General features: G+C 70.5%; 17 protein-coding genes. 13 read left to right on the plus strand and 4 right to left on the minus strand.

Features of this window, described 5'->3' with window-relative positions; translation table 11 throughout:
• The first annotated feature begins 459 nt into the window (after positions 1-459).
• Positions 460-1290, plus strand: a complete 831-nt coding sequence (locus tag H504_RS0110775; protein ID WP_245614176.1) for a lytic transglycosylase domain-containing protein — start codon at positions 460-462, stop codon at positions 1288-1290.
• Here the strand turns inward: H504_RS0110775 and H504_RS34415 are convergent.
• Together H504_RS34415 and H504_RS0110785 are read right to left on the minus strand one after the other, a co-directional pair.
• The gene (locus tag H504_RS34415; RefSeq protein ID WP_035303946.1) at positions 1277-1534 is read right to left on the minus strand and encodes a hypothetical protein; all 258 of its coding nucleotides are present in this window, start codon (positions 1532-1534) and stop codon (positions 1277-1279) included. The genes H504_RS0110775 and H504_RS34415 overlap by 14 nt on opposite strands.
• Before the next feature lie 137 nt (positions 1535-1671).
• Complete coding sequence (locus H504_RS0110785) at positions 1672-2058, minus strand: tetratricopeptide repeat protein (RefSeq protein ID WP_026422783.1); 387 nt, start codon at positions 2056-2058, stop codon at positions 1672-1674.
• 183 nt (positions 2059-2241) lie between these two features.
• Between H504_RS0110785 and eno the strand changes: the two genes are divergently transcribed.
• Genes eno through H504_RS0110800 form a run of 3 tightly spaced genes read left to right on the plus strand, consistent with a single transcriptional unit; the run spans position 2242 to position 4539 of the window.
• Entirely contained in the window at positions 2242-3528 is a 1287-nt protein-coding gene (gene eno, locus H504_RS0110790; protein ID WP_026422784.1) for a phosphopyruvate hydratase, read from the plus strand.
• 4 nt (positions 3529-3532) lie between these two features.
• A complete protein-coding gene (locus H504_RS34420) occupies positions 3533-4051 on the plus strand; it encodes an FtsB family cell division protein (protein ID WP_026422785.1) in 519 nt (172 codons plus the stop codon).
• Entirely contained in the window at positions 4048-4539 is a 492-nt protein-coding gene (locus H504_RS0110800; RefSeq protein ID WP_026422786.1) for a DUF501 domain-containing protein, read from the plus strand. The genes H504_RS34420 and H504_RS0110800 overlap by 4 nt, the downstream gene beginning before the upstream one ends.
• 644 nt (positions 4540-5183) lie before the next feature.
• Here the strand turns inward: H504_RS0110800 and H504_RS0110805 are convergent.
• Positions 5184-6788, minus strand: a complete 1605-nt coding sequence (locus H504_RS0110805; protein WP_026422787.1) for an acyl-CoA dehydrogenase family protein — start codon at positions 6786-6788, stop codon at positions 5184-5186.
• A gap of 284 nt (positions 6789-7072) precedes the next feature.
• Between H504_RS0110805 and H504_RS34425 the strand changes: the two genes are divergently transcribed.
• The 9 genes from H504_RS34425 (at position 7073) to H504_RS0110850 (ending at position 18859) form a co-directional block, all read left to right on the plus strand.
• Positions 7073-8302: a lytic transglycosylase domain-containing protein gene (locus H504_RS34425; protein WP_051385712.1), complete on the plus strand. Its 1230-nt coding sequence runs from the start codon at positions 7073-7075 to the stop codon at positions 8300-8302.
• A gap of 387 nt (positions 8303-8689) precedes the next feature.
• On the plus strand, positions 8690-10009 hold the full coding sequence (locus H504_RS0110815) for an enoyl-CoA hydratase/isomerase family protein (RefSeq protein ID WP_051385713.1): 1320 nt from the start codon (positions 8690-8692) through the stop codon (positions 10007-10009).
• A 185-nt stretch (positions 10010-10194) separates the two neighbouring features.
• The gene (locus H504_RS0110820) at positions 10195-11166 is read left to right on the plus strand and encodes a Ppx/GppA phosphatase family protein (RefSeq protein ID WP_026422789.1); all 972 of its coding nucleotides are present in this window, start codon (positions 10195-10197) and stop codon (positions 11164-11166) included.
• Between the two features lie 268 nt (positions 11167-11434).
• Complete coding sequence (locus tag H504_RS0110825; RefSeq protein ID WP_051385714.1) at positions 11435-13105, plus strand: peptide ABC transporter substrate-binding protein; 1671 nt, start codon at positions 11435-11437, stop codon at positions 13103-13105.
• Between the two features lie 76 nt (positions 13106-13181).
• Positions 13182-14111 carry an ABC transporter permease gene (locus H504_RS0110830; protein WP_026422791.1) on the plus strand — a complete coding sequence of 310 codons (930 nt, stop codon included), beginning with the start codon at positions 13182-13184 and terminating at the stop codon, positions 14109-14111.
• The gene (locus tag H504_RS0110835) at positions 14104-15063 is read left to right on the plus strand and encodes an ABC transporter permease (protein WP_026422792.1); all 960 of its coding nucleotides are present in this window, start codon (positions 14104-14106) and stop codon (positions 15061-15063) included. The genes H504_RS0110830 and H504_RS0110835 overlap by 8 nt, the downstream gene beginning before the upstream one ends.
• 4 nt (positions 15064-15067) lie before the next feature.
• On the plus strand, positions 15068-16102 hold the full coding sequence (locus H504_RS0110840) for an ABC transporter ATP-binding protein (RefSeq protein ID WP_051385715.1): 1035 nt from the start codon (positions 15068-15070) through the stop codon (positions 16100-16102).
• Complete coding sequence (locus H504_RS0110845) at positions 16095-17093, plus strand: ABC transporter ATP-binding protein (protein WP_026422794.1); 999 nt, start codon at positions 16095-16097, stop codon at positions 17091-17093. Before H504_RS0110840 ends, H504_RS0110845 begins: the two co-directional genes overlap by 8 nt.
• A 53-nt stretch (positions 17094-17146) precedes the next feature.
• The gene (locus tag H504_RS0110850; RefSeq protein ID WP_245614178.1) at positions 17147-18859 is read left to right on the plus strand and encodes a S8 family serine peptidase; all 1713 of its coding nucleotides are present in this window, start codon (positions 17147-17149) and stop codon (positions 18857-18859) included.
• Positions 18860-18942: 83 nt separating this feature from the next.
• Here H504_RS0110850 and H504_RS0110855 read toward each other — a convergent pair whose 3' ends face one another.
• Positions 18943-19653, minus strand: coding sequence for a uracil-DNA glycosylase (locus tag H504_RS0110855; protein WP_026422796.1), 711 nt, complete (start codon positions 19651-19653; stop codon positions 18943-18945).
• Positions 19654-19685: the final 32 nt, after the last annotated feature.

Raw genomic sequence — 19685 nt, forward strand, 5'->3', positions numbered from 1 at the left:
TGCTAGCCCACACCGACTTCATCACCGCGGCCTCCCAGCAGTACTCCGCTGCCCCCGCCCGAGTGCACCTCCAGCCCACCCGCTCCCACCACCACCCGCCACCCAGGTCAAGTTGTCCACAACCCCACAGCTCACCCACACCCCGACCACGACCCCGTTCCCACCCCGGCCAAGCCGGTAGACTGGCACCGGGGTCGCCCCCCGGGAGGGTGGGGGCCGCCCGGAGGGTGTGTGGTGCGGCGGCGGTTGTCAAGGGGTGGGGGTTGGCCACGGTCGTGGGGCGGGTGGGGGTTCGAGGCAGGCGGGCCAAGGGGGGGCGGGAGTGGTTCAGGGGGCAACGCTCCGGGTGGGGTTGGATTGATTTGGTGGGGCGTTTTGGCTGGTCAGCGGCGACCTTGGTTCGGGGTGGGGTGGGTGGTTTGGGCGGAGCACCGGTGGTGAGCACGTAGCCTTGGGGGCGTGTCCGCTGACCTGACACCCGAGGCGTCCTCGTTGGCCGTCTTGCTGGAGCCCGAGTCCCCGCCGCCGCCGCGTAGGCGGGGGTTGCGGGTGGTGGGGCGGTTGGTGCTGGCCGCGTTGATGGTGTCGTTGGCGGCGGGGACCGTGGTGTTGCTCGACGACGAGAAACAGCCGCCGCCTGCGCCGCGGTTCGCGGTGGAGGATGTCGCGGTGAGCCCGGGGGAGGTGCCGCCCGCGGCGGGGCCGGTGCCGCCGGACTTAGCCGGGTGGGCGCGGCGGGTGTCGGACGCGACGGACATTCCGGTGCGGACGCTCGTCGCGTACGGGAAGGCCGAGGCGAAGACCCGCACGCGCGACCCGGGGTGCAACCTGTCGTGGGTGACGCTCGCGGGGGTTGGGCGGGTCGAGTCGCACCACGGGCGGTACAGCGGTACCACCATCGGTGAGGACGGGACCCTGTCGAAGCCGATCATCGGGGTTCCGCTGGACGGGTCCCCTGGCGTCCAGGCGATCCCGGACACCGACCGCGGCACGCTCGACGGTGACGCCCAGTGGGACCGGGCCGTCGGGTCGATGCAGTTCCTGCCCGCCACCTGGTCCCGCTGGTCGCTGCGCGCCGCCGACGACGGGCGTGCCCCCGATCCGCAGAACGTCGACGACTCCGCGTTGACCGCCGCCAACTACCTCTGCGCTGTCGGCGGCGACCTGTCCACCGGGGCGGGCTGGTGGCGGGCCGTGCTGACCTACAACCAGTCGAACGAGTACGCCCGCTCCGTGTACAGCGGCGCCGCCGCCTACGCCCGCAAGGCGAACGAGCTCAGCCCCCGGTGAGGTGGTGTTGCGCCGCCTGCTGGATCGCCTCCCGCGCCTGTTGCAGCGCTTGGTTCAGCGCGTCCGCGTGTGACTCCGCTTGGTGCAACAGGTTGCTGATGTTCCCCGAGGTCGACGTGTTCCCCAGGATCGACGACACCTCGGCGCCGATGTTGCCCAGTTCGCTGAGGAACCGCTGGGTCTCGTTGACGGGTACGCGGTCGGCGACGCCGTTCAACCGCTGCGCTTCTTCGTGGATGCTCATCCTCCGCATTCTCCCGTCAACCGCCTGGGGGACTGGGGTCGGGACCAATCTTCTCCGAAACCGCCCGAACACCACCGGTGATGGCCGGAACCCGCGTTCGGCTGAACCACGCGCAGGCGAAAGACCAGGCGCCGGGCTCAGCGGTTGCCCTCGACCGCCATCCTGGCGTTCACCTCGCCCAGCGCCTCCTGGTACTCCGGCAGCGGGTTCATCGCCACCGCCATCCGGAGCTGGGTCTGGGCCTCGGGCAGCCTGCTCTGCCGCTGCAGGGTTTTCCCCAGCGCGAACCGGGCGTAGTGGTCGGTGGGGTCGAGCTCCAGGACCCGCTGGAACGCCGCTTCCGCGCGGAGCAACTGCGCCGAGTTGAGGTAGGCCCGGCCTGCCAGGAGGTGCACGCTGGGGGCGTCCGGTGCGGCGGCGAGGACGGGGGCGAGCGCGGCGAGGGCGTCCAGGGGCCTGCGTCGCGCCACCAGTGACTCGGCGTGGCGGAACGCGGCGAAGGTGTCGACCGGCTCGTGGGTCATAGTCAGATCAACATTACGCGGTGGCGGGGGGTTCCTCGACCCCGGAATCCGGCGGTCGGTGGAACTTCTCGGCGACGCGGTGTGAGCCATCCCCCGGTCGTGTTCGACACCGGGCGTGGACCGGCACCGCTAGGCTCGGCGGCGAGCAACGAGTAGGTCGGACGCTTTTGTGAGGAGCACCACGTGGCTGTGATCGAGCAGGTCGGCGCGCGCGAGATCCTGGACTCGCGGGGCAACCCCACGGTCGAGGTGGAGGTCGCGCTCGACGACGGCACGCTGGCCCGCGCCGCGGTGCCGTCGGGCGCGTCCACGGGTGAGCACGAGGCGGTCGAGCTGCGCGACGGCGACAGCGGCCGGTACCTGGGCAAGGGTGTCGAGAAGGCCGTCACCGCGGTGCTCGACGAGATCGGCCCGGAGCTGCAGGGCGTCGACGCCGTCGACCAGCGGATCGTGGACCAGAAGCTGGTCGACCTGGACGGCACGTCGGACAAGTCCCGGTTGGGCGCCAACGCGATCCTGGGCGTGTCGCTCGCGGTGGCGAAGGCCGCGGCGGACTCCAGCGGCCTGGAGCTGTTCCGCTACCTGGGTGGCCCGAACGCGCACGTGCTGCCGGTGCCGATGCTCAACATCCTCAACGGTGGCGCGCACGCGGACACCGATGTGGACATCCAGGAGTTCATGATCGCGCCGATCGGCGCGGAGAGCTTCCGCGAGGCGCTGCGCTGGGGCACCGAGGTGTACCACTCGCTCAAGTCGGTGCTCAAGGCCAAGGGCCTGGCCACCGGCCTGGGTGACGAGGGCGGGTTCGCGCCGAGCCTGGGCAACAACCGCGAGGCGCTGGACCTGATCCTGCAGGCCATCGACAAGGCGGGCTACACGGCGGGCCGCGACATCGCGCTGGCGCTGGACGTGGCCGCCACCGAGTTCTACTCCGACGGCGCCTACACCTTCGAGGGCGCCAAGAAGAGTGCCGAGCAGTTGACCGCGTACTACACCGAGCTGCTCAACGACTACCCGCTGGTGTCCATCGAGGACCCGCTGGCCGAGGACGACTGGGACGGCTGGGTGCGGCTGACCGCCGAGACCGGTGAGCGCGTGCAGTTGGTCGGCGACGACCTGTTCGTCACCAACCCGGACCGGTTGGAGGAGGGCATCGCCCGCCGCGCCGCGAACGCGCTGCTGGTGAAGGTCAACCAGATCGGCACGCTGTCCGAGACCCTGGACGCGGTGACGCTGGCGACCTCTTACGGCTACCGCAGCATGATGAGCCACCGCTCCGGCGAGACCGAGGACACCACCATCGCCGACCTCGCGGTCGCCACCGGTGTCGGCCAGATCAAGACCGGCGCCCCGGCCCGCGGCGAGCGCACCGCGAAGTACAACCAGCTCCTGCGCATCGAGGAGACCCTCGGCGACGCCGCCCGTTACGCAGGCGACCTCGCCTTCCCGCGCTTCACCGCGGAGTCCTGACCGCATGGTCGGGCGCGGCACCGAACGGGGCGGCCGGGGTCGGCGCGAGTCGACCGCGCGCCGCCCGGCCCGGGTGCGGCGCACGCGCCCGGCCACCGCGCAGCAGTCCACGCAACCGCAGCCCCGCCGCAAGAAGCGCGGCGGGGTCCTCGGTCTGGCCACCACCCGCCGCGCCGCGGTCCTGGCGACGGTGGTGTGCGCCCTCGCCCTGAGCGTCGCGGTGCCGCTGCGCAACTACCTGTCGCAGCGGTCGGACATCCAGGTCTACGAGCAGCGGCAGGCGGAACTGCGGCAGCAGGTGGACGAGCTCAACCGGCGCAAGGAGCGGCTGTCGGACCCGGAGCAGGTCCGCGCCCAGGCCCGCGAGAGACTGCGGTACGTGATGCCCGGAGAAACCCCGTACATGGTCGAACTGCCCGCCAACCCGTCCACCGGCGCGGGCGCCGCCAACCCGGGACAGCCCATCCCGCAACAAGCCTGGTACGAGGGCCTGTGGGACACGGTCACCGGGACGCACCGGTGACCCTCGAACCGGTGACCGCCGACGACCGGGCCGTGATCGCGACGCAGTTGGGTCGCGAGCCGCGCGCGCTGCGCGCCATCGCCGCGCGCTGCCCGAGTGGACACCCGGCGGTCGTGCAGACCAACCCGCGCCTGGAGGACGGCACCCCGTTCCCCACCCTGTACTACCTGACCTGCCCGCGCCTGGCCGCCGCCATCTCCACTCTGGAGACCACGGGCGTCATGAAGGACATGACCGAACGCCTGTCGTCAGACCCGGACCTGGCTGAGGCATACCAGCGCGCCCACGAGTCCTACCTGGCCGAACGCGACGCACTCGACCCCCTCGGCACCCAGGTGACCGCGGGCGGCATGCCCGGCCGCGTCAAATGCCTGCACGCCCTCGTCGCCCACTCCCTCGCCACCACCCCCGGCCACAACCCCTTCGGCGACGAGGCGTTGGCCCTGCTCACCTCCTGGCCCACCGGCGACTGCGCCGCTGTGGACTAGTCCTCTGTGGACTGCACCACCCGATCCCCACCCCCCGCACCAGTTTCGGTCGACGCCCAACGCGACCCCGCCACTCAACCACCCCCGCCGACGATCCCCCCGACGCTGGACCAGCGCCCCCCGTTCCGGTACTTGACGAAACACCCACCCTGGTCCAGGCAGAGCCCCACCCACCCGGGGGCCGGGGGCCCATTCCTGACGGTAGCGCGATCAGCGACCTGTCAAGAGGCGCAGGCCGCCGGCTGTGGACTGCTCAGTGCCTTGTGGATAACCCCAGCCTGCCTACGGTTTTCAGCTACCTACCTGAGATCCGAACGCCGGCCGCTCGGCCTCGCCTGCCCTGGCCCCCAACCCAACCCCGCCGCCAGTTCCGCGCTCACTCCGCGTCCTCGCACCGCTTCCCTCGCTCCACTCCCCGCCGTGTTTCGCCGACCCGTCATCCGGCTCGTTCACCCGAACTCGCGCTTGACTCCGGCTCGATCCGGGTCCAGGCAGAGCCCCACCCACCCGGGGGCCGGGGGCCCATTCCCAACGATATCGCTGAAGGCGGCTTGTCAAGGGCCGCGAGCGTGGCCTGTGGACAGGCAAGGAGCGTGTGGACAACCCCGAGGAGCAACGCCGCCGGGTGGTGTACTGGCCGCCCGCTAGCCTGCGGGAGTCACCCGGGATACCAGCGCGGCCGCGTCGACCTCGGCGGGTAGGACGCCCAGCACGCCGGAGCGGTCGGTGAGGCGAGTGGCGAGGAAGGCGTCTGCCACCTCTGGCGCATACCGGATCAGCAGGCTTCCCTGTAGGCACAGGGTGATCAGTTCCGCGATCCGGCGGGCGCGCGCCGGTGTGGCCGCGGTGATCTCCGATCGCAGCAGGGACACGCCCGCGTCCAACCGGGTATCGGCCCCCGCAGTGGTGGCCAACTCGCCCCAGAGTGCTTCCACGCTCAGCGGTTCGCGGCCCAAGGCCCGCAGCGTGTCCAGGGCGGTGACGTTTCCCGATCCCTCCCATATGGACATCAGCGGCGCTTCCCGGTACAGCCGCGGCATTCCTGATTCTTCCACGTATCCGTTCCCGCCCAGGCACTCCAGTGCTTCCGCCACCACGAGCGGCGCTCGTTTGCACACGTAGAACTTCGCGGCGGGCAGGGCGAGGCGCAGGAGTGGTGAATCACTGTCCACAAGGGATGCCAGGTGCATCGCCAGTACGGTGGCGGCGTCCGATTCGATGGCGAGGTCGGCGAGTACCGCCGTCATCGCGGGTTGGTCGCGCAGGAGGGCGCCGAAGGCGGATCGGTGGGCGGCGTGGTGGGTGGCCTCGGTCAGGGCGGCGCGGATGTTCGACGTGGAGCCGAGGACGCAGTCGAGGCGGGTCATGGTGACCATCTCGATGATGGTCCGCACCCCCCGGCCCTCCGCGCCGATCAGCCAGCCGGTGGCTCCGGTGTACTCCAGTTCGGCGGACGCGTTGGACTTGTTGCCCAGCTTGTCTTTGAGGCGTTGCAGGCGGATCGCGTTCAGGGTGCCGTCGGGGAGCACCCGGGGCAGCGCGAAGCAGCTCAGGCCGCCCGGGGCCTGGGCCAGCGTGAGGAACAGGTCGTTCATCGGAGCCGAGGTGAACCACTTGTGGCCGACCAGCGCGTACGTGCCGTCGCCGGACGGGGTGGCGGTCGTCGTGTTCGCGCGGACGTCGGAGCCGCCTTGTTTCTCGGTCATCGACATGCCCGCCAGCAGGCCGGCTTTCGCCGCCGCCGGGCGTAGACCGAAGTCGTAGGCCGATGAGCGCAGTCCTGGTTCGTAGACGGCGGCGACCTCGGGGTTGTGCCGCAGCGCGGGGATCGCGGCGTACGTCATGGAGATCGGGCAGCCGTGGCCCGCCTCCACTTGTGACCACAGTGTGAACGCGGCCGCCCGCCGCAGGTGCGCGTGCACGCCCGCGTCGGGTGACCACGGGGCGGCGTGCAGTCCGTGCGCGACGGCGCGGGACATCAGCCAGTGCCACGAGGGGTGGTACTCGACCTCGTCGACGCGGTTGCCGTAGCGGTCGTGTGTGTGCAAGACCGGCGGGTGTGTATTTGCCAGTTGCCCGTGCTGCCGTGCGGTGTCCGACCCGGCTTCGGCGGCGAGGTCGGTCAGCGAGTCGAGCACGTCGGTCGACCCGAACGCCCGCACCGCGCTGACCAGGGCGGGGTCACAAGACAGCGGGTTCAGGCGATGCAGCGGTGGTGATTGGTTGACCACCTCGTGGGTGCGGTCCATGCGGCGCGCGGTGGGCTCGGTGGCGGTCACTACCGGAGGGTAACCCGAAGGCGGGGGCAACCGGGGGCGTTGCGCGTTACGTCCCAGTCCTGGTCGAGTGGACCAACACGTGCCCTCCAGGGTGAACAACGGACGGACGAACGGGCGGCGGATGGAGACTTCTGGGCCGCCATCGCCGGTTGGCGGTGACTCCGGCACCGAGATGAGGCAGGGTAGATGGTCGATAACGCGAACGCAGGTCGGCGGAGGCCGGCGCACGGACGACGCGAGGGGCGGGTTTCAGGGTGAGCGCCAAGACGACCGGGGGCAGGCGGGCGGGCAAGCACCGCCAGCAGCGCAAGAGCAGACGTGGGGCGGTCGCCGCGGCGGGCGCGCTGCTGCTCATCCCCGCTGTCGCGGCCGGTGAGCCGGTGGACCTGGCCGGGGCGAGCAGCCCGGCCGTGGCACTGGCGGGCAACGCGGGCGGCGGCCTGATCGGGTTGACCGATCCGGGCGAGGTCAACGCGGACGGCTCGGCACCGGAGAACGCCGCGCTGGGCCAGCAGGTCGTAGCGCTGGCCGGGTCACCGCAACTGCTCAAGGACAACGGCGGGCCGGTGCTGGACGTACCGCCGGTCAGCGGCATCCCGGCGGTGGTCTTACAGGCGTACATGCGCGCCGCGCAGACGATGGCGACGACGACCCCCGGCTGCCACCTGGACTGGCCGCTGCTGGCCGGGATCGGCAAGGTCGAGTCGGGTCACGCCCGCGGCGGTCAGGTCGACGCGAACGGCACCACCGCGCACCCGATCCTCGGTCCCCTGCTCAACGGCGGCGGTTTCGCCGCCATCGCCGACACCGACGGCGGCCGCTACGACGGTGACGCCCGGTGGGACCGCGCGGTCGGCCCGATGCAGTTCATCCCGTCCACCTGGCGCGGCTACGCCTCGGACGGCAACGGCGACGGCCAGACCGACCCGAACAACGTGTTCGACGCGGCGCTGGGCTCGGCGAAGTACCTGTGCTCCGGCGGGCTCGACGTGTCGAACCCGCAGCAGCGCGCCGCGGCGGTGTTCCGCTACAACCACTCCGACAGCTACGTGCGGCTGGTGCTGGTCTTGGCCGACCAGTACGCCAAGGGCGTGACCCCGCTGCCGAGCACCCCGGTCGACCAGGCCGAGCAGGTCGCCCTGCCCGCGCCGCTGGAGCCGACCGCGCAGCCGACGACGCCGCCGGTGCCGGGGGTGACCGCGCCGCAGAACCCGAGCAGCCCGCCCGCGGTGAACCCGAGCAGCTCCACGCAGGCGCCGTCCAGCTCGGTGGTCACCACGACCCCGCCGCCGAGCAGCACGACGACCACGACGGTCCCGCCCGCGAGTACCACCACCACGGCGCCGACCTGCCCCACCGCATCGACGACGCCGACGACCACGACGACGCCCGCGGGCACCCCGGACCCGTGCGCCCCGGAGACCACCTCCGCGCCCGCGTCGGCCACCGGCGCCGCGGGCTCCACGGTGACGCCGACGCCGTAACAGCGATCCGACCGACAGCCGCTTCACCCGCCGGGTGGGGCGGCTGTCGTCGTCTCGCGGACTGCCCCGGCGCGGTTTCGCGTTGTTCGGCGGGAACCGATCCGGCGTGGTCGGATTCGACGGTGTGCCAGGGCGAGGATCTTGGGCACGGCCGACCAGAATAGCGCTGGTGGGAGGTGTCGCGGGCGGGTTCGCCGAGTCTGCGACCAAAGGGGCAGGGCTGGTTGACACCGTGCTCGGCGTGTGCGCATGCTGTGCTCGGGTGCCCGAGCGGAAGTGGTCAATTGTCCTTCCGCACCCGCGCACGGGTCGTCAACTGTCTCTTGTGGACTCAACGGCCCGGGGGAATGCGTGGTGGGCAAGGGGAGTCACCGTAGGGGGAGAAGCATGCGTGGATCGGTGCCGGGCTGGGCGCGGTTGTCGCCACCGCCGGTGTTGAGCGGGGACGTCACGGCGGACGCCGCCGCGTTGACCGGGTTCGCCGGGGAGACCGAGGCCGTGCTGGTCGGCCTGCCCCGGCGGGCCCAGCGGTCGGCGGCCGAGCAGGCGGTGGCGGACGGGGCGTTCGCCGCCTGCCGCGGGGTGCGCGAGGAATTCCTGCGCCTGCACGTCGAGGCCGTGTACGACGCGGTGACCGGGGACCGGACCCGGCTGGTGCGGGTGCCCGAGCTGCTGGCCGACGCGTCGATCGCGGTGCCGGGTCTGGTGCCGACGGAGGAGCAGTTGGCCGAGGAGCGGGCGAACACCCAGGGGCACAAGGAAGGCAGGGAGATCGACCAGGGGATCTTCCTGCGCGCCGTGCTGCGGTCGCCGACCGCGGGCGGGCACCTGGTGTTGGCCATGCGGCAGCCGACCGGGCGGGCGCTGGACCTGCTCGCCGGGTTCGCCGAGTCGGGCGCGGTGGACCTCGGCTCGGTCCGGGTGTGCCGCCGCGGCCCGGCCGGGCACGTCACGCTGCACAACACCGACAGCCTCAACGCGGAGGACGAGGCGTTCGTCGACGACCTGGAGACCGCGGTCGACCTGGTGCTGCTCGACGACCGGATCCACGTCGGGGTGCTGCGCGGCGGGGTGATGACGCACGAGCGGTACGCGGGCAGGCGGGTGTTCAGCGCGGGGGTGAACCTGCGGTTGCTGCAGCGCGGCCGAGTGTCCTTTGTGGACTTCGCGATCCGCAGGGAACTGGGCTACACGAGCAAGATCGTGCACGGGCTGCCGTCGACGATGGGCAAGCCGTGGGTGGCCGCGGTGGACTCGTTCGCCATCGGTGGCTGCCTGGAGGCGCTGCTCGGCTGCGACCGGGTGATCGCCGAGCGGGACGCCTACTTCGCGGTGCCGGACGGGGTGGTGCCCGCGGTGGCGCCGTTCCGGTTGGGCCGGATGGCGGGCGGCAGGCAGGCGCGCAGGCTGGTGCTCTCCGGTGGCCGGATCGCGGCCACCGACCCGGCGGCGGACCTCGTGTGCGACCAGGTGGTGCCCCCGGAGGGGATGTCCGAGGCGATCGAGGCGGCGGTGCGCGAACTGGACACGCCCGCGGCGGCGGCGAACCGGGCCATGGTCGCGCACATCGAGGAGCCCGCCGACCGGTTCCGCGCGTACCTGGCCGAGTTCGCCTACCACCAGGCGGCCCGGCTCTACGGCCGGGACGTGATCGCCCGGATCGATCGGGAGTGGGCGCACCGCGGCGCGGCAATTGGCAAACGGTAATTCCGCCGGGGTTGGTCACACCATTCCGCGGCTACCGGGGAGTTGCCTTTAGCCGCCCGGCCGTCCCGATATCCGGACGCGGGGGACCGGGGACGCAGAGTGAACAATGTTCTGGCAACCCGTCGGAAGTAGGGTTCGCCAGGGGCGCGAAGACCCTTTAAATGGGTGAAGCATAGGCTCACCCCATGACCAGGGTCGCCGCCGTGGACTGCGGCACGAACTCGATCCGGCTGCTGGTGGCCGAGGTGACCAGCGGTTTCGACGGGGTGGTCGGGCTGCGCGACGTGCACCGCGAGATGCGCGTGGTGCGACTCGGCCAGGACGTGGACGCCACCGGTGTGCTGGCCGAGGCGGCCCTGACCAGAACCCGGGCCGCCCTCGTCGACTACGTCGCCGTGCTGCGCCGCAAGGGCGTGGAACGGGTCAGGATGGTGGCCACCTCGGCCACCCGGGACGCCGCGAACCGGGCCGATTTCTTCACCATGACCAGGGAAGTCCTGGGGGTGGACGCCGAGGTCATCAGCGGCGACGAGGAGGCTCGGCTGTCCTTCACCGGTGCCGTCGGCGAGCTCGACCCGGACGACGGCCCGTTCCTGGTCACCGACATCGGTGGCGGTTCCACCGAACTGGTCCTGGGCCGGTGGGACGGCAAGCGGCCCATGTTCGAGGGTGCCCGTTCGGTGGACATCGGTTGCGTCCGGCTGACCGAGCGCGCGTTGCACTCCGACCCGCCCACCGCGGCCGAGATCGCGGCCGCGGACACCATCGCCGCGTCCGTGCTGGAAGCCGCGTTCGAGGCCGTGCCGGTGGCCAGGGCGCGCACCTGGGTGGGGGTGGCGGGGACCGTCACCACCTTGGCCGCGATCGCCCTCGACCTGCCGGAATACGACCCCGAGGTGATCCACCTGAGCCGGATCCCGCTGGCCGGGGTGGAGGAGATCACCTCCCGGCTGCTCACCTTGGGTCACCGGGACCGCGCCGCGATCGGGGCCATGCACCCCGGCCGGGTGGACGTGATCGGTGGCGGCGCGCTGGTCGTGCGGGCGCTGGCCCGGCGGCTGGCCCGCGAGACGGAGATCACAAGCCTGCTGGTGAGCGAGCACGACATTCTCGATGGGATAGCGTTGTCCCTCGCTAAGGCCGCTGACCGCGAGTGACTAAATCGCGGTAGGCATGACAATGTCCTGACCCGAATTCGCACCCGACCACTGTTCGATTTGCGGTCACTCTCCGCAGAGGTCATCCCCCAAATGGATGAATCACCGCCGATTGTGACTCGTTTGTGACGTCCTTGATCGCCCGCGGACTCACCCCTCCGGTTAACTCTCACTCACTTTCGGAGTGGGGACGGTTCCGCTCCGCGATCGTCGACTGCCGTCGGCACACCAAGCCCCGAGCACGTCGAACTAGCCTGGGAGGAGACCCATGCGCACACCACTGCGCAAACCACACTGGATAGCGACCTCGGTGCTGCCGCTGACACTCGCGCTCACGGTCGCGGGATGCGCCGGCGGGGGCGACGACAGCAGCAGCGGTGACGGTTCGGGTGGCGGTGTCGACCCGAACGGCGCGTTGTCGGCGTTCACCACGGAGCCGCAGAACCCGCTGATCCCGGGCAACACCGTGGAGCAGGGTGGCACCAAGGTGGTTCGCGCCCTGTTCACCGGTCTGACCAGGTACGACCCGGTCACCGGCGAGTCCAAGTTCGCGATGGCCGACAAGATCGACACGACCGACTCCAAGGTCTACACGATCAAGATCAAGTCCGGCTGGAAGTTCCACGACGGCACCGAGGTCAAGGCGAAGAACTTCGTCGACGCCTGGAACTACACCACCTACGGCCCGAACGCCCAGCTCGGCGCCAGCTTCTTCGAGCAGGTGCAGGGTTACAAGGACGTGCACCCGGCCGACCCGGACGGCGACGGCCCGCAGAAGGCGCCGACCCCCACCGCGGACAAGCTCTCCGGCCTCAAGGTCGTCGACGACACGACCTTCCAGGTCACCCTGTACGCGCCGTTCTCGGTGTTCGAGCTCAAGCTCGGCTACACGCCGTTCTTCCCGCTGCCGGACTCGTTCTTCGCCGATGAGAAGGGCTTCGAGGCCAAGCCGATCGGCAACGGCCCGTTCAAGTTCGTCTCGCGCAAGCCGAACACCGAGATCAAGCTCACCCGCAACGACGACTACAAGGGTGACGACCCGGCGAAGTTCAAGGACCTCACGTACAAGATGTACGAGACCAACGAGGCGGCCTACAACGCCGTCGTCGGCGGTGACCTCGACTTCCTGGACAACATCCCGCCCGCGGGCCTGACCGGCGGCAAGTACAAGCAGGACCTGGAGGGCCACAACGGGTCCACCCCGTACATGGGCAACCAGACCCTGACCTTCCCGCTCTACGACCCGACCTACCAGAACCCGGACCTGCGCAAGGCCATCTCGCTGGCCATCAACCGCCAGGAGATCGTGGACAAGATCTTCGACGGCACCCGCATCCCCGCCGACGGCTGGGTCAACCCCGCGGTTCCCGGCTACGCCAAGAACCAGTGCCCCGAGCTGTGCAAGTACGACCCGGCCAAGGCCAAGGACTACCTGGCCAAGTCCGGCTTCAAGGGCCAGATCAAGCTCAGCACCAACGCCGACGGCGGCCACAAGGACTGGATGACCGCCACCTGCAACAGCATCAAGAACGCGCTGGGCCTCGACTGCGTCTACGAGCCGATCCCGACCTTCAGCGAGACCCGCCAGCAGATCACGGCGCACTCGATGAAGGCCATCTTCCGCTCCGGCTGGATCGCCGACTACCCGTCGATCGAGGACTTCCTCAACCAGCTCTACCGGACCGGCGCCAGCTCCAACGACGGCCTCTACAGCAACCCGAAGGTCGACGGGCTGCTCGCCCAGGCCGACGCGTCGCCGAAGGTCGAGGACGCCAACAAGCTCTACCAGGAGGCCGAGCGCGTCCTCAACGACGACATGCCGGTCATCCCGCTGTGGAACCAGACCTCCCAGTTCGGCTGGTCCGACCGCATCGACCACGCGCGGCTCAGCTCGCTCAAGGACCTGGACCTGACCACCGTGACGGTGAAGAAGAAGTAGTCCACACCGGTTCCGCTCCGGGCCGGGGACACGGCGATCCCGTGCCCCCGGCCCGGAGTCAGGTTGGGAGACCCTGATGGGACGCTACGTCCTCCGACGCCTACTACAGTTGGTCCCGGTGTTCATCGGGACAACGTTCCTGATCTACTGGCTGGTCTGGAGCCTGCCCGGCGACCCGTTCGCCGGGAAGTGCGGCGACCGGCCCTGCCCGCCCGAGTACATCGCGCAGATGACCGCGCGCTTCCACCTCGACGACCCGCTGATCGTGCAGTACGGCCGCTACATGCTCAACCTGCTGCACGGCGACTTCGGCGAGACCTTCCGCGGCCTCGACGTCGGCGAGCTGATCGGCGACGCGTACCCGAACACCATCCGCCTCGCCGTCGTCGCCCTGCTCATCGAGGCGGTGATCGGCCTCGCCGCGGGCGTCCTCACCGGACTGCGCGGCCGCGGCTTCCTGGACAACCTGGTGCTCGTGTCGACGCTGTTCCTGATCTCGCTGCCGGTGTTCGTCACCGGGTTCGTCCTGCAGATCACCCTCGGCTTCGAACTCAAGTGGATCAAGACCACGGTGTCCGCCTCGCCTGCTCCGTGGCAGTACCTGATCGTGCCCGGCTTCGTGCTCGGCAGCCTGTCGATGGCCTACGTGACCCGGCTGACCCGCACGTCCATCGCGGAGAACAAACGCGCCGACTACGTGCGCACCGCGATCGCCAAGGGCCTGCCGCAGCGCCGCGTGGTCGGCGTGCACCTGCTGCGCAACTCCGCCATCCCCGTGGTGACGTTCCTCGGTACCGACCTGGGCGCCCTGATGGGCGGAGCCATCGTCACCGAGGGCATCTTCGACATCAAGGGCATCGGCAGCCTGGTCTACCGGGGCATCCTCGGCAAGGAAGGGGTGACGGTCACCGGCGTGGTCACGCTGCTGGTGGTGGTCTACCTCGTGTCGAACCTGTTGGTGGACCTGCTCTACGCCGTCCTCGACCCAAGGATCCGCTATGACTGACCCGAGCACCGCCGCCACCGGTGCCGCGGTGACCACCGCGGCGGGCGAGTTCGTCACCGCCGCCGAACACGTCGAGGCCCCGGGCAAACCCCGCAGCCTCGCCTCCGACGCCTGGCACGACCTGCGCAGGCGCCCGCTGTTCATCATCTCGGCCCTGCTGATCGCGCTGGTGCTGCTGATGGCGATCTGGCCGAGCCTGTTCACCTCGGTCGACCCGAACTACGGCGACCTGGCCCGCAGCAGGCAGGGACCGTCCGCGCAGGCCTGGTTCGGCTACGACAACCAGGGCTACGACCTGTACGCGCGCACCATCTACGGCAGCCGCGCCTCGATCATCGTGGGCATCTCGGCGACCCTGCTGACGGTGCTCATCGGGGCCACCCTCGGGCTGCTGGCCGGGTACTACGGCGGCTGGCTGGACGGGCTGATGTCGCGCGTCGCCGACGTGTTCTTCGGCCTGCCGTTCGTGCTGGGCGCGATCGTGATCCTGTCCAGCTTCCGCAGCAGCGGCGACGCGAGCGCCACCGAGATCATCGTCCTGGTCGTGCTGTCCATCTCGGTGCTCAGTTGGCCGGTGTGCATGCGGATCATGCGGTCGGCGGCGATCGCGGCCAAGCAGCAGGACTACGTCAAGGCCGCCCGCGCGCTGGGCGCCAGCACCCCGCGGATCATGGTGCGGCACCTGCTGCCCAACACGATCGCGCCGGTGCTGGTCTACGCGACCATCGCGCTCGGCGCGTTCATCGGCGCCGAGGCGACGCTGTCCTTCCTGGGCATCGGCCTGCGCGCCCCGGTCGTGTCCTGGGGCGTGATGATCTCCGACTCGCGCGACGTGATCCGGGTGGCCCCGCACATCCTGCTGTTCCCCGCCGCGTTCCTGACCGCGACCGTGCTCGCCTTCGTCATGCTCGGCGACGCCGTGCGCGAGGCGCTCGACCCCAAGGCGAGGTAGCGCAATGGCAACGACACAGTCCGAAGTGGACTCGGTGGCGGTCGACGGGGTGCCCGGCGCGCCGCTGCTGGAGGTCGACGACCTGTTCGTCGAGTTCCGCACCCGCGACGGCGTGGCCAAGGTCCTCAACGGCGTCAGCTACCGGCTGGACGCGGGCGAGACGCTGGCCGTGCTCGGCGAGTCGGGTTCCGGCAAGTCGGTCACCGCGCAGACCATCATGGGCATCCTGGACATGCCGCCGGGCGTGATCACCGGCGGCGCGGTCCGCTACCACGGCGTCGACCTGCTCAAGGTCTCGGCGAGGCGGCGGCGGGAGGTGCGCGGCTCGGGTATCGCGATGATCTTCCAGGACGCCCTGTCCGCGCTCAACCCGGTCTTCACCGTCGGCTTCCAGATCGAGGAGCAACTGCGGCTGCGCCGGGGCATGTCCCGGCGCGACGCCCGCAAGCGCGCCGTCGAACTGCTCGACCTGGTCCGCATCCCCAACCCGGCGGGCCGGGTCCGGCAGTACCCGCACGAGTTCTCCGGCGGCATGCGCCAGCGCGCCATGATCGCCATGTCGCTGGCGCTCGACCCCGAGGTGCTCATCGCCGACGAGCCGACCACCGCGCTCGACGTCACCGTGCAGGCCCAGATCATGGACCTGCTCAAGGACATCCAGGTCGAGCGGAACATGGGCCTCATCCTGATCACGCACGACCTCGGTGTCGTCGCCGAGGTCGCCGACCGGATCGCGGTCATGTACGCCGGGCGGATCGTCGAGCAGTCCGACGCCCGCTCGCTCTACCGCCGCCCAGGGCACCCGTACACCAGGGGCCTGCTCGACTCGCTGCCCCGGCTCGACCTCAAGGGCACCGAGCTCACCACCATCAAGGGCCTGCCGCCGAGCCTGCTGCGCATCCCCAGCGGCTGCCCGTTCCACCCGCGGTGCCCGCGCGCGCAGGACATCTGCGAGGCCGAGGTCCCGCCGCAGCACCGCCCCGCCCCGGGCAGGCTCAGCGCCTGCCACTTCGCCGAGGAGTTGATCAACGGTGAGTGACACCATCATCGAGGTCCGCGACTTGGTCAAGCACTTCCCGGTGCGGGTCGGCGTGCTGTTCAAGCGGGTGGTCGGCCACGTGCGCGCGGTCGACGGCGTCTCGTTCGACCTCAAGCGCGGCGAAACCCTCGGCGTGGTGGGCGAATCCGGCTGCGGGAAGTCCACTTTGGCCCAGGTGCTGATGCGGCTGGAGCCCGCGACCAGCGGGTCGGCCACCTTCGAGGGCCGGAACATGCTCACGATGAAGGGCTCGGAGCTGCGCAAGCTGCGCCGCGACATCCAGATCGTGCTGCAGGACCCGTACACCTCGCTCAACCCGCGGATGACCGTCGGCGACATCGTCGGCGAGCCGTTCGAGATCCACCCGGAGGTCGCGCCGAAGGGGTCGCGGGCGCAGAAGGTGCGTGAGCTGCTGGATGTGGTCGGGCTCAACCCCGAGCACATCAACCGCTACCCGCACCAGTTCTCCGGCGGCCAGCGCCAGCGCATCGGCATCGCCCGCGCGCTCGCGCTGCGGCCCAAGGTGATCGTCTGCGACGAGCCGGTGTCCGCTTTGGACGTCTCGATCCAGGCGCAGGTGATGAACCTGCTCGGCGACCTGCAGACCGAGTTCGGTCTGTCCTATGTGTTCATCGCGCACGACCTGTCGGTGGTGCGCCACCTGTCCGACCGGGTCGCCGTGATGTACCTGGGCAAGATCGTCGAGGTCGGCACGGAAGAGGAGATCTACGAGCACCCGACCCACCCGTACACGCAAGCACTGCTGTCCGCCGTACCGGTCCCCGATCCGGAGCTGCGCGACCAGCGGCAGGTGATCCGGCTGGAGGGCGATGTCCCCAGCCCGGTCGACCCGCCGTCCGGTTGCCGGTTCCGCACCCGCTGTTGGAAGGCGCGGGACATCTGCGCGACCGAGGTGCCCGAGTTGGTCACCAGGGTCGGCAACCACCCCAGCGCCTGCCACTTCGCCGAGGAGAAGTCGGTCGTTCCCTGAGTCGGGGAGCAGTCCTCAGGGTCCAGATAGGGAAACCACGAGGAGGAGTACGCGTGAATCGGAAACTGGTGGGCACCGCCCTGGCGGTCCCGCTCCTGGTGGGCCTCGCGCTCGTGCCCGGGGCGTCGGCTCAACCGGCGCTCTCGGGTAAGACCGTGGAGTACAACGTCCTCGCCGCCGACGGGGCCACGGCCGCGTCGGTCGAGGCGGCCGTCCGCGCCGCGGGCGGCACCGTCGTCACCAGCAACCAGGCGACCGGCCTGGTCACCGCCACCGCCCCCGCCACCGGCTTCACCGCGCGCCTCGCGGGCGACCGGTCGGTCGGCGAGGCGGCCCGCTCGAAGACCATCGGCTCCGTGCCCCGCACCAGCCGGGTCCAGCAGACGAAGGCCGTCGAGCAGGAGGCGCGGGCGGCCAGGGCGGGCACCAAAGCCACCCCGAGGGCGACGGCGGGCATGGACCCGCTCGACTCGCTCGCCTGGGGCCTGTCCGCGGTGCGGTCGAACCTGGCGCGGACGAAGCAGGCGGGTGACAAGCGGGTCAAGGTCGGTGTCCTGGACACCGGCGTCGACGGCAGCCACCCGGACATCGCGCCCAACTTCGACCGCGCCGACTCGCGCAACTTCACCCGCGACATCCCGTACGACGAGAACGGGGCCGTGGTCGACGGGCCGTGCGAGTACCGCGGCTGCGTCGACCCGGCCGACGTCGACAACGGCGGCCACGGCACCCACGTGGCGGGCACCATCGCCGCCGCGGCCGACGGTTTCGGCATCTCGGGGGTCGCGCCGAACGTGTCCATCGTGAACATCCGCGGTGGGCAGGACTCCGGCTTCTTCTTCCTGCAGCCGGTCGTCGACGCCCTCACCTACGCGGGCGACGCGGGCATCGACGTGGTCAACATGTCGTTCTACGTGGACCCGTGGCTGTTCAACTGCGCCAACAACCCCGCCGACACCCCGGACCAGCAGGCCGAACAGCGCCTGGTGGTCAAGTCCATCACCCGCGCGATGGAGTACGCCCACCGCAAGGGCGTCACCCAGATCGTGTCGCTGGGCAACGGTCATATGGACCTCGCCAAGCCGCTGCCCGACACCAGCAGTCCGGACTACCCCGTTGGCACCACCCACTCCCGCACCATCGACAACTCCACGTGTTCCTCGCTGCCCATCGAGGGTCCGCACGCGATCGGCGTCGGCGCGTACGGCCCCTCCCAGGCGAAGGCGGACTACTCCAACTACGGCACCGAACGCATCTCGGTCGCCGCTCCCGGCGGCTACTTCCGGGACGGCTTCGGCACCGACTGGTACCGCACGAACGAGAACGAGGTCCTGTCGACCTACCCGCGCAACGTGGCCCTCACCGAGGGCGCCATCGACGCGGACGGGAACGTGACACCGGACGGCGAGGCCCTGGGCGTGCAGAAGGCGTGCAAGGCCGATGGCACCTGCGGGTACTACCAATACCTGCAGGGCACCTCGATGGCATCACCGCACGCCACCGGCGTGGCCGCGCTGATCGTCGCGCAGTACGGCGCGTACACCCGGGACGGGGTTTCCCTGGCACCGGACAAGGTCCGCAAGGTCCTCGAGGGAACCGCCGCCCCGATCCCGTGCCCGGTTCCGGCCACAGTGGACTACACCCCGGTCGGCCGCCCGGCCGAGTTCAACGCCACCTGCACCGGTACGCCGTCGTTCAACAGCTTCTACGGCCACGGTTCGGTGGACGCCTGGAACGCCGTGACCAACGGCAAGAAGTTCCTCTAGTCAGGTCGGGATGGCCCCTCGGTCCGGCGGGACCGAGGGGCCATTCCCCTGTTCAGCTCCAGCCCGGATTCATGCGACTTTCCTTATGAGTCCTCGAGAAGCCCGGTCCGCCGCCCGGCGTGGCGCAGGACCTCCTCCAGCATCGCGGGGGTGAGGAGTCCGGTTTGGGTGTTGCGCTGGCTGACGTGGTAGCACGGGAACAGCGTGAGCGGTGCCCCGCCGTCCACCGCGTCCAGGGTCAGCGTGGTGTTGTGCGCGAACCGGGGCCGGGGACTGGGCACGGACCAGGCGAACTTGAGGATGGGAAGCAGCGCCTGCCACCCGAACGCGCCGAGGACGACGATCCCGCGCAGCGTCCGCCGCATCAGGGCCAGTTCCTCGACCAGCCAACTGCGGCAATTGTCCCGTTCGCCCGGGGTCGGCTTGTTCTGCGGCGGCGCGCACTTCACCGGGGCGGTCATCCGCACCCCGCGCAACTCCAGTCCGTCCCCGATGTGGGTGGCGGTCGGCTGGGAGGCCAGGCCGACCGCGTGCAGGGCGGCGAACAGGACCTCCCCGGAGCGGTCGCCGGTGAACATGCGGCCGGTCCGGTTGGCGCCGTGGGCGGCGGGCGCGAGGCCGATGACGGCGAGCGGGGCGTCGGCGGGGCCGAAGCCGGGGACGGGACGGGCCCAGTAGTCCTGGTCGCGGAAGGCGGCGCGTTTGACCACGCCCACGTCCTCCCGCCAGGCGACCAGGCGCGGGCAGGCCCGGCAGTTGACGACTCGGGAGTCCAGGTCGGCGAGTGTTGTCACGGTGTGTCATCCCACCACGGCAGTAGTGTCAC

Source organism: Actinokineospora inagensis DSM 44258 (genome assembly GCF_000482865.1).
Lineage (GTDB): Bacteria > Actinomycetota > Actinomycetes > Mycobacteriales > Pseudonocardiaceae > Actinokineospora > Actinokineospora inagensis.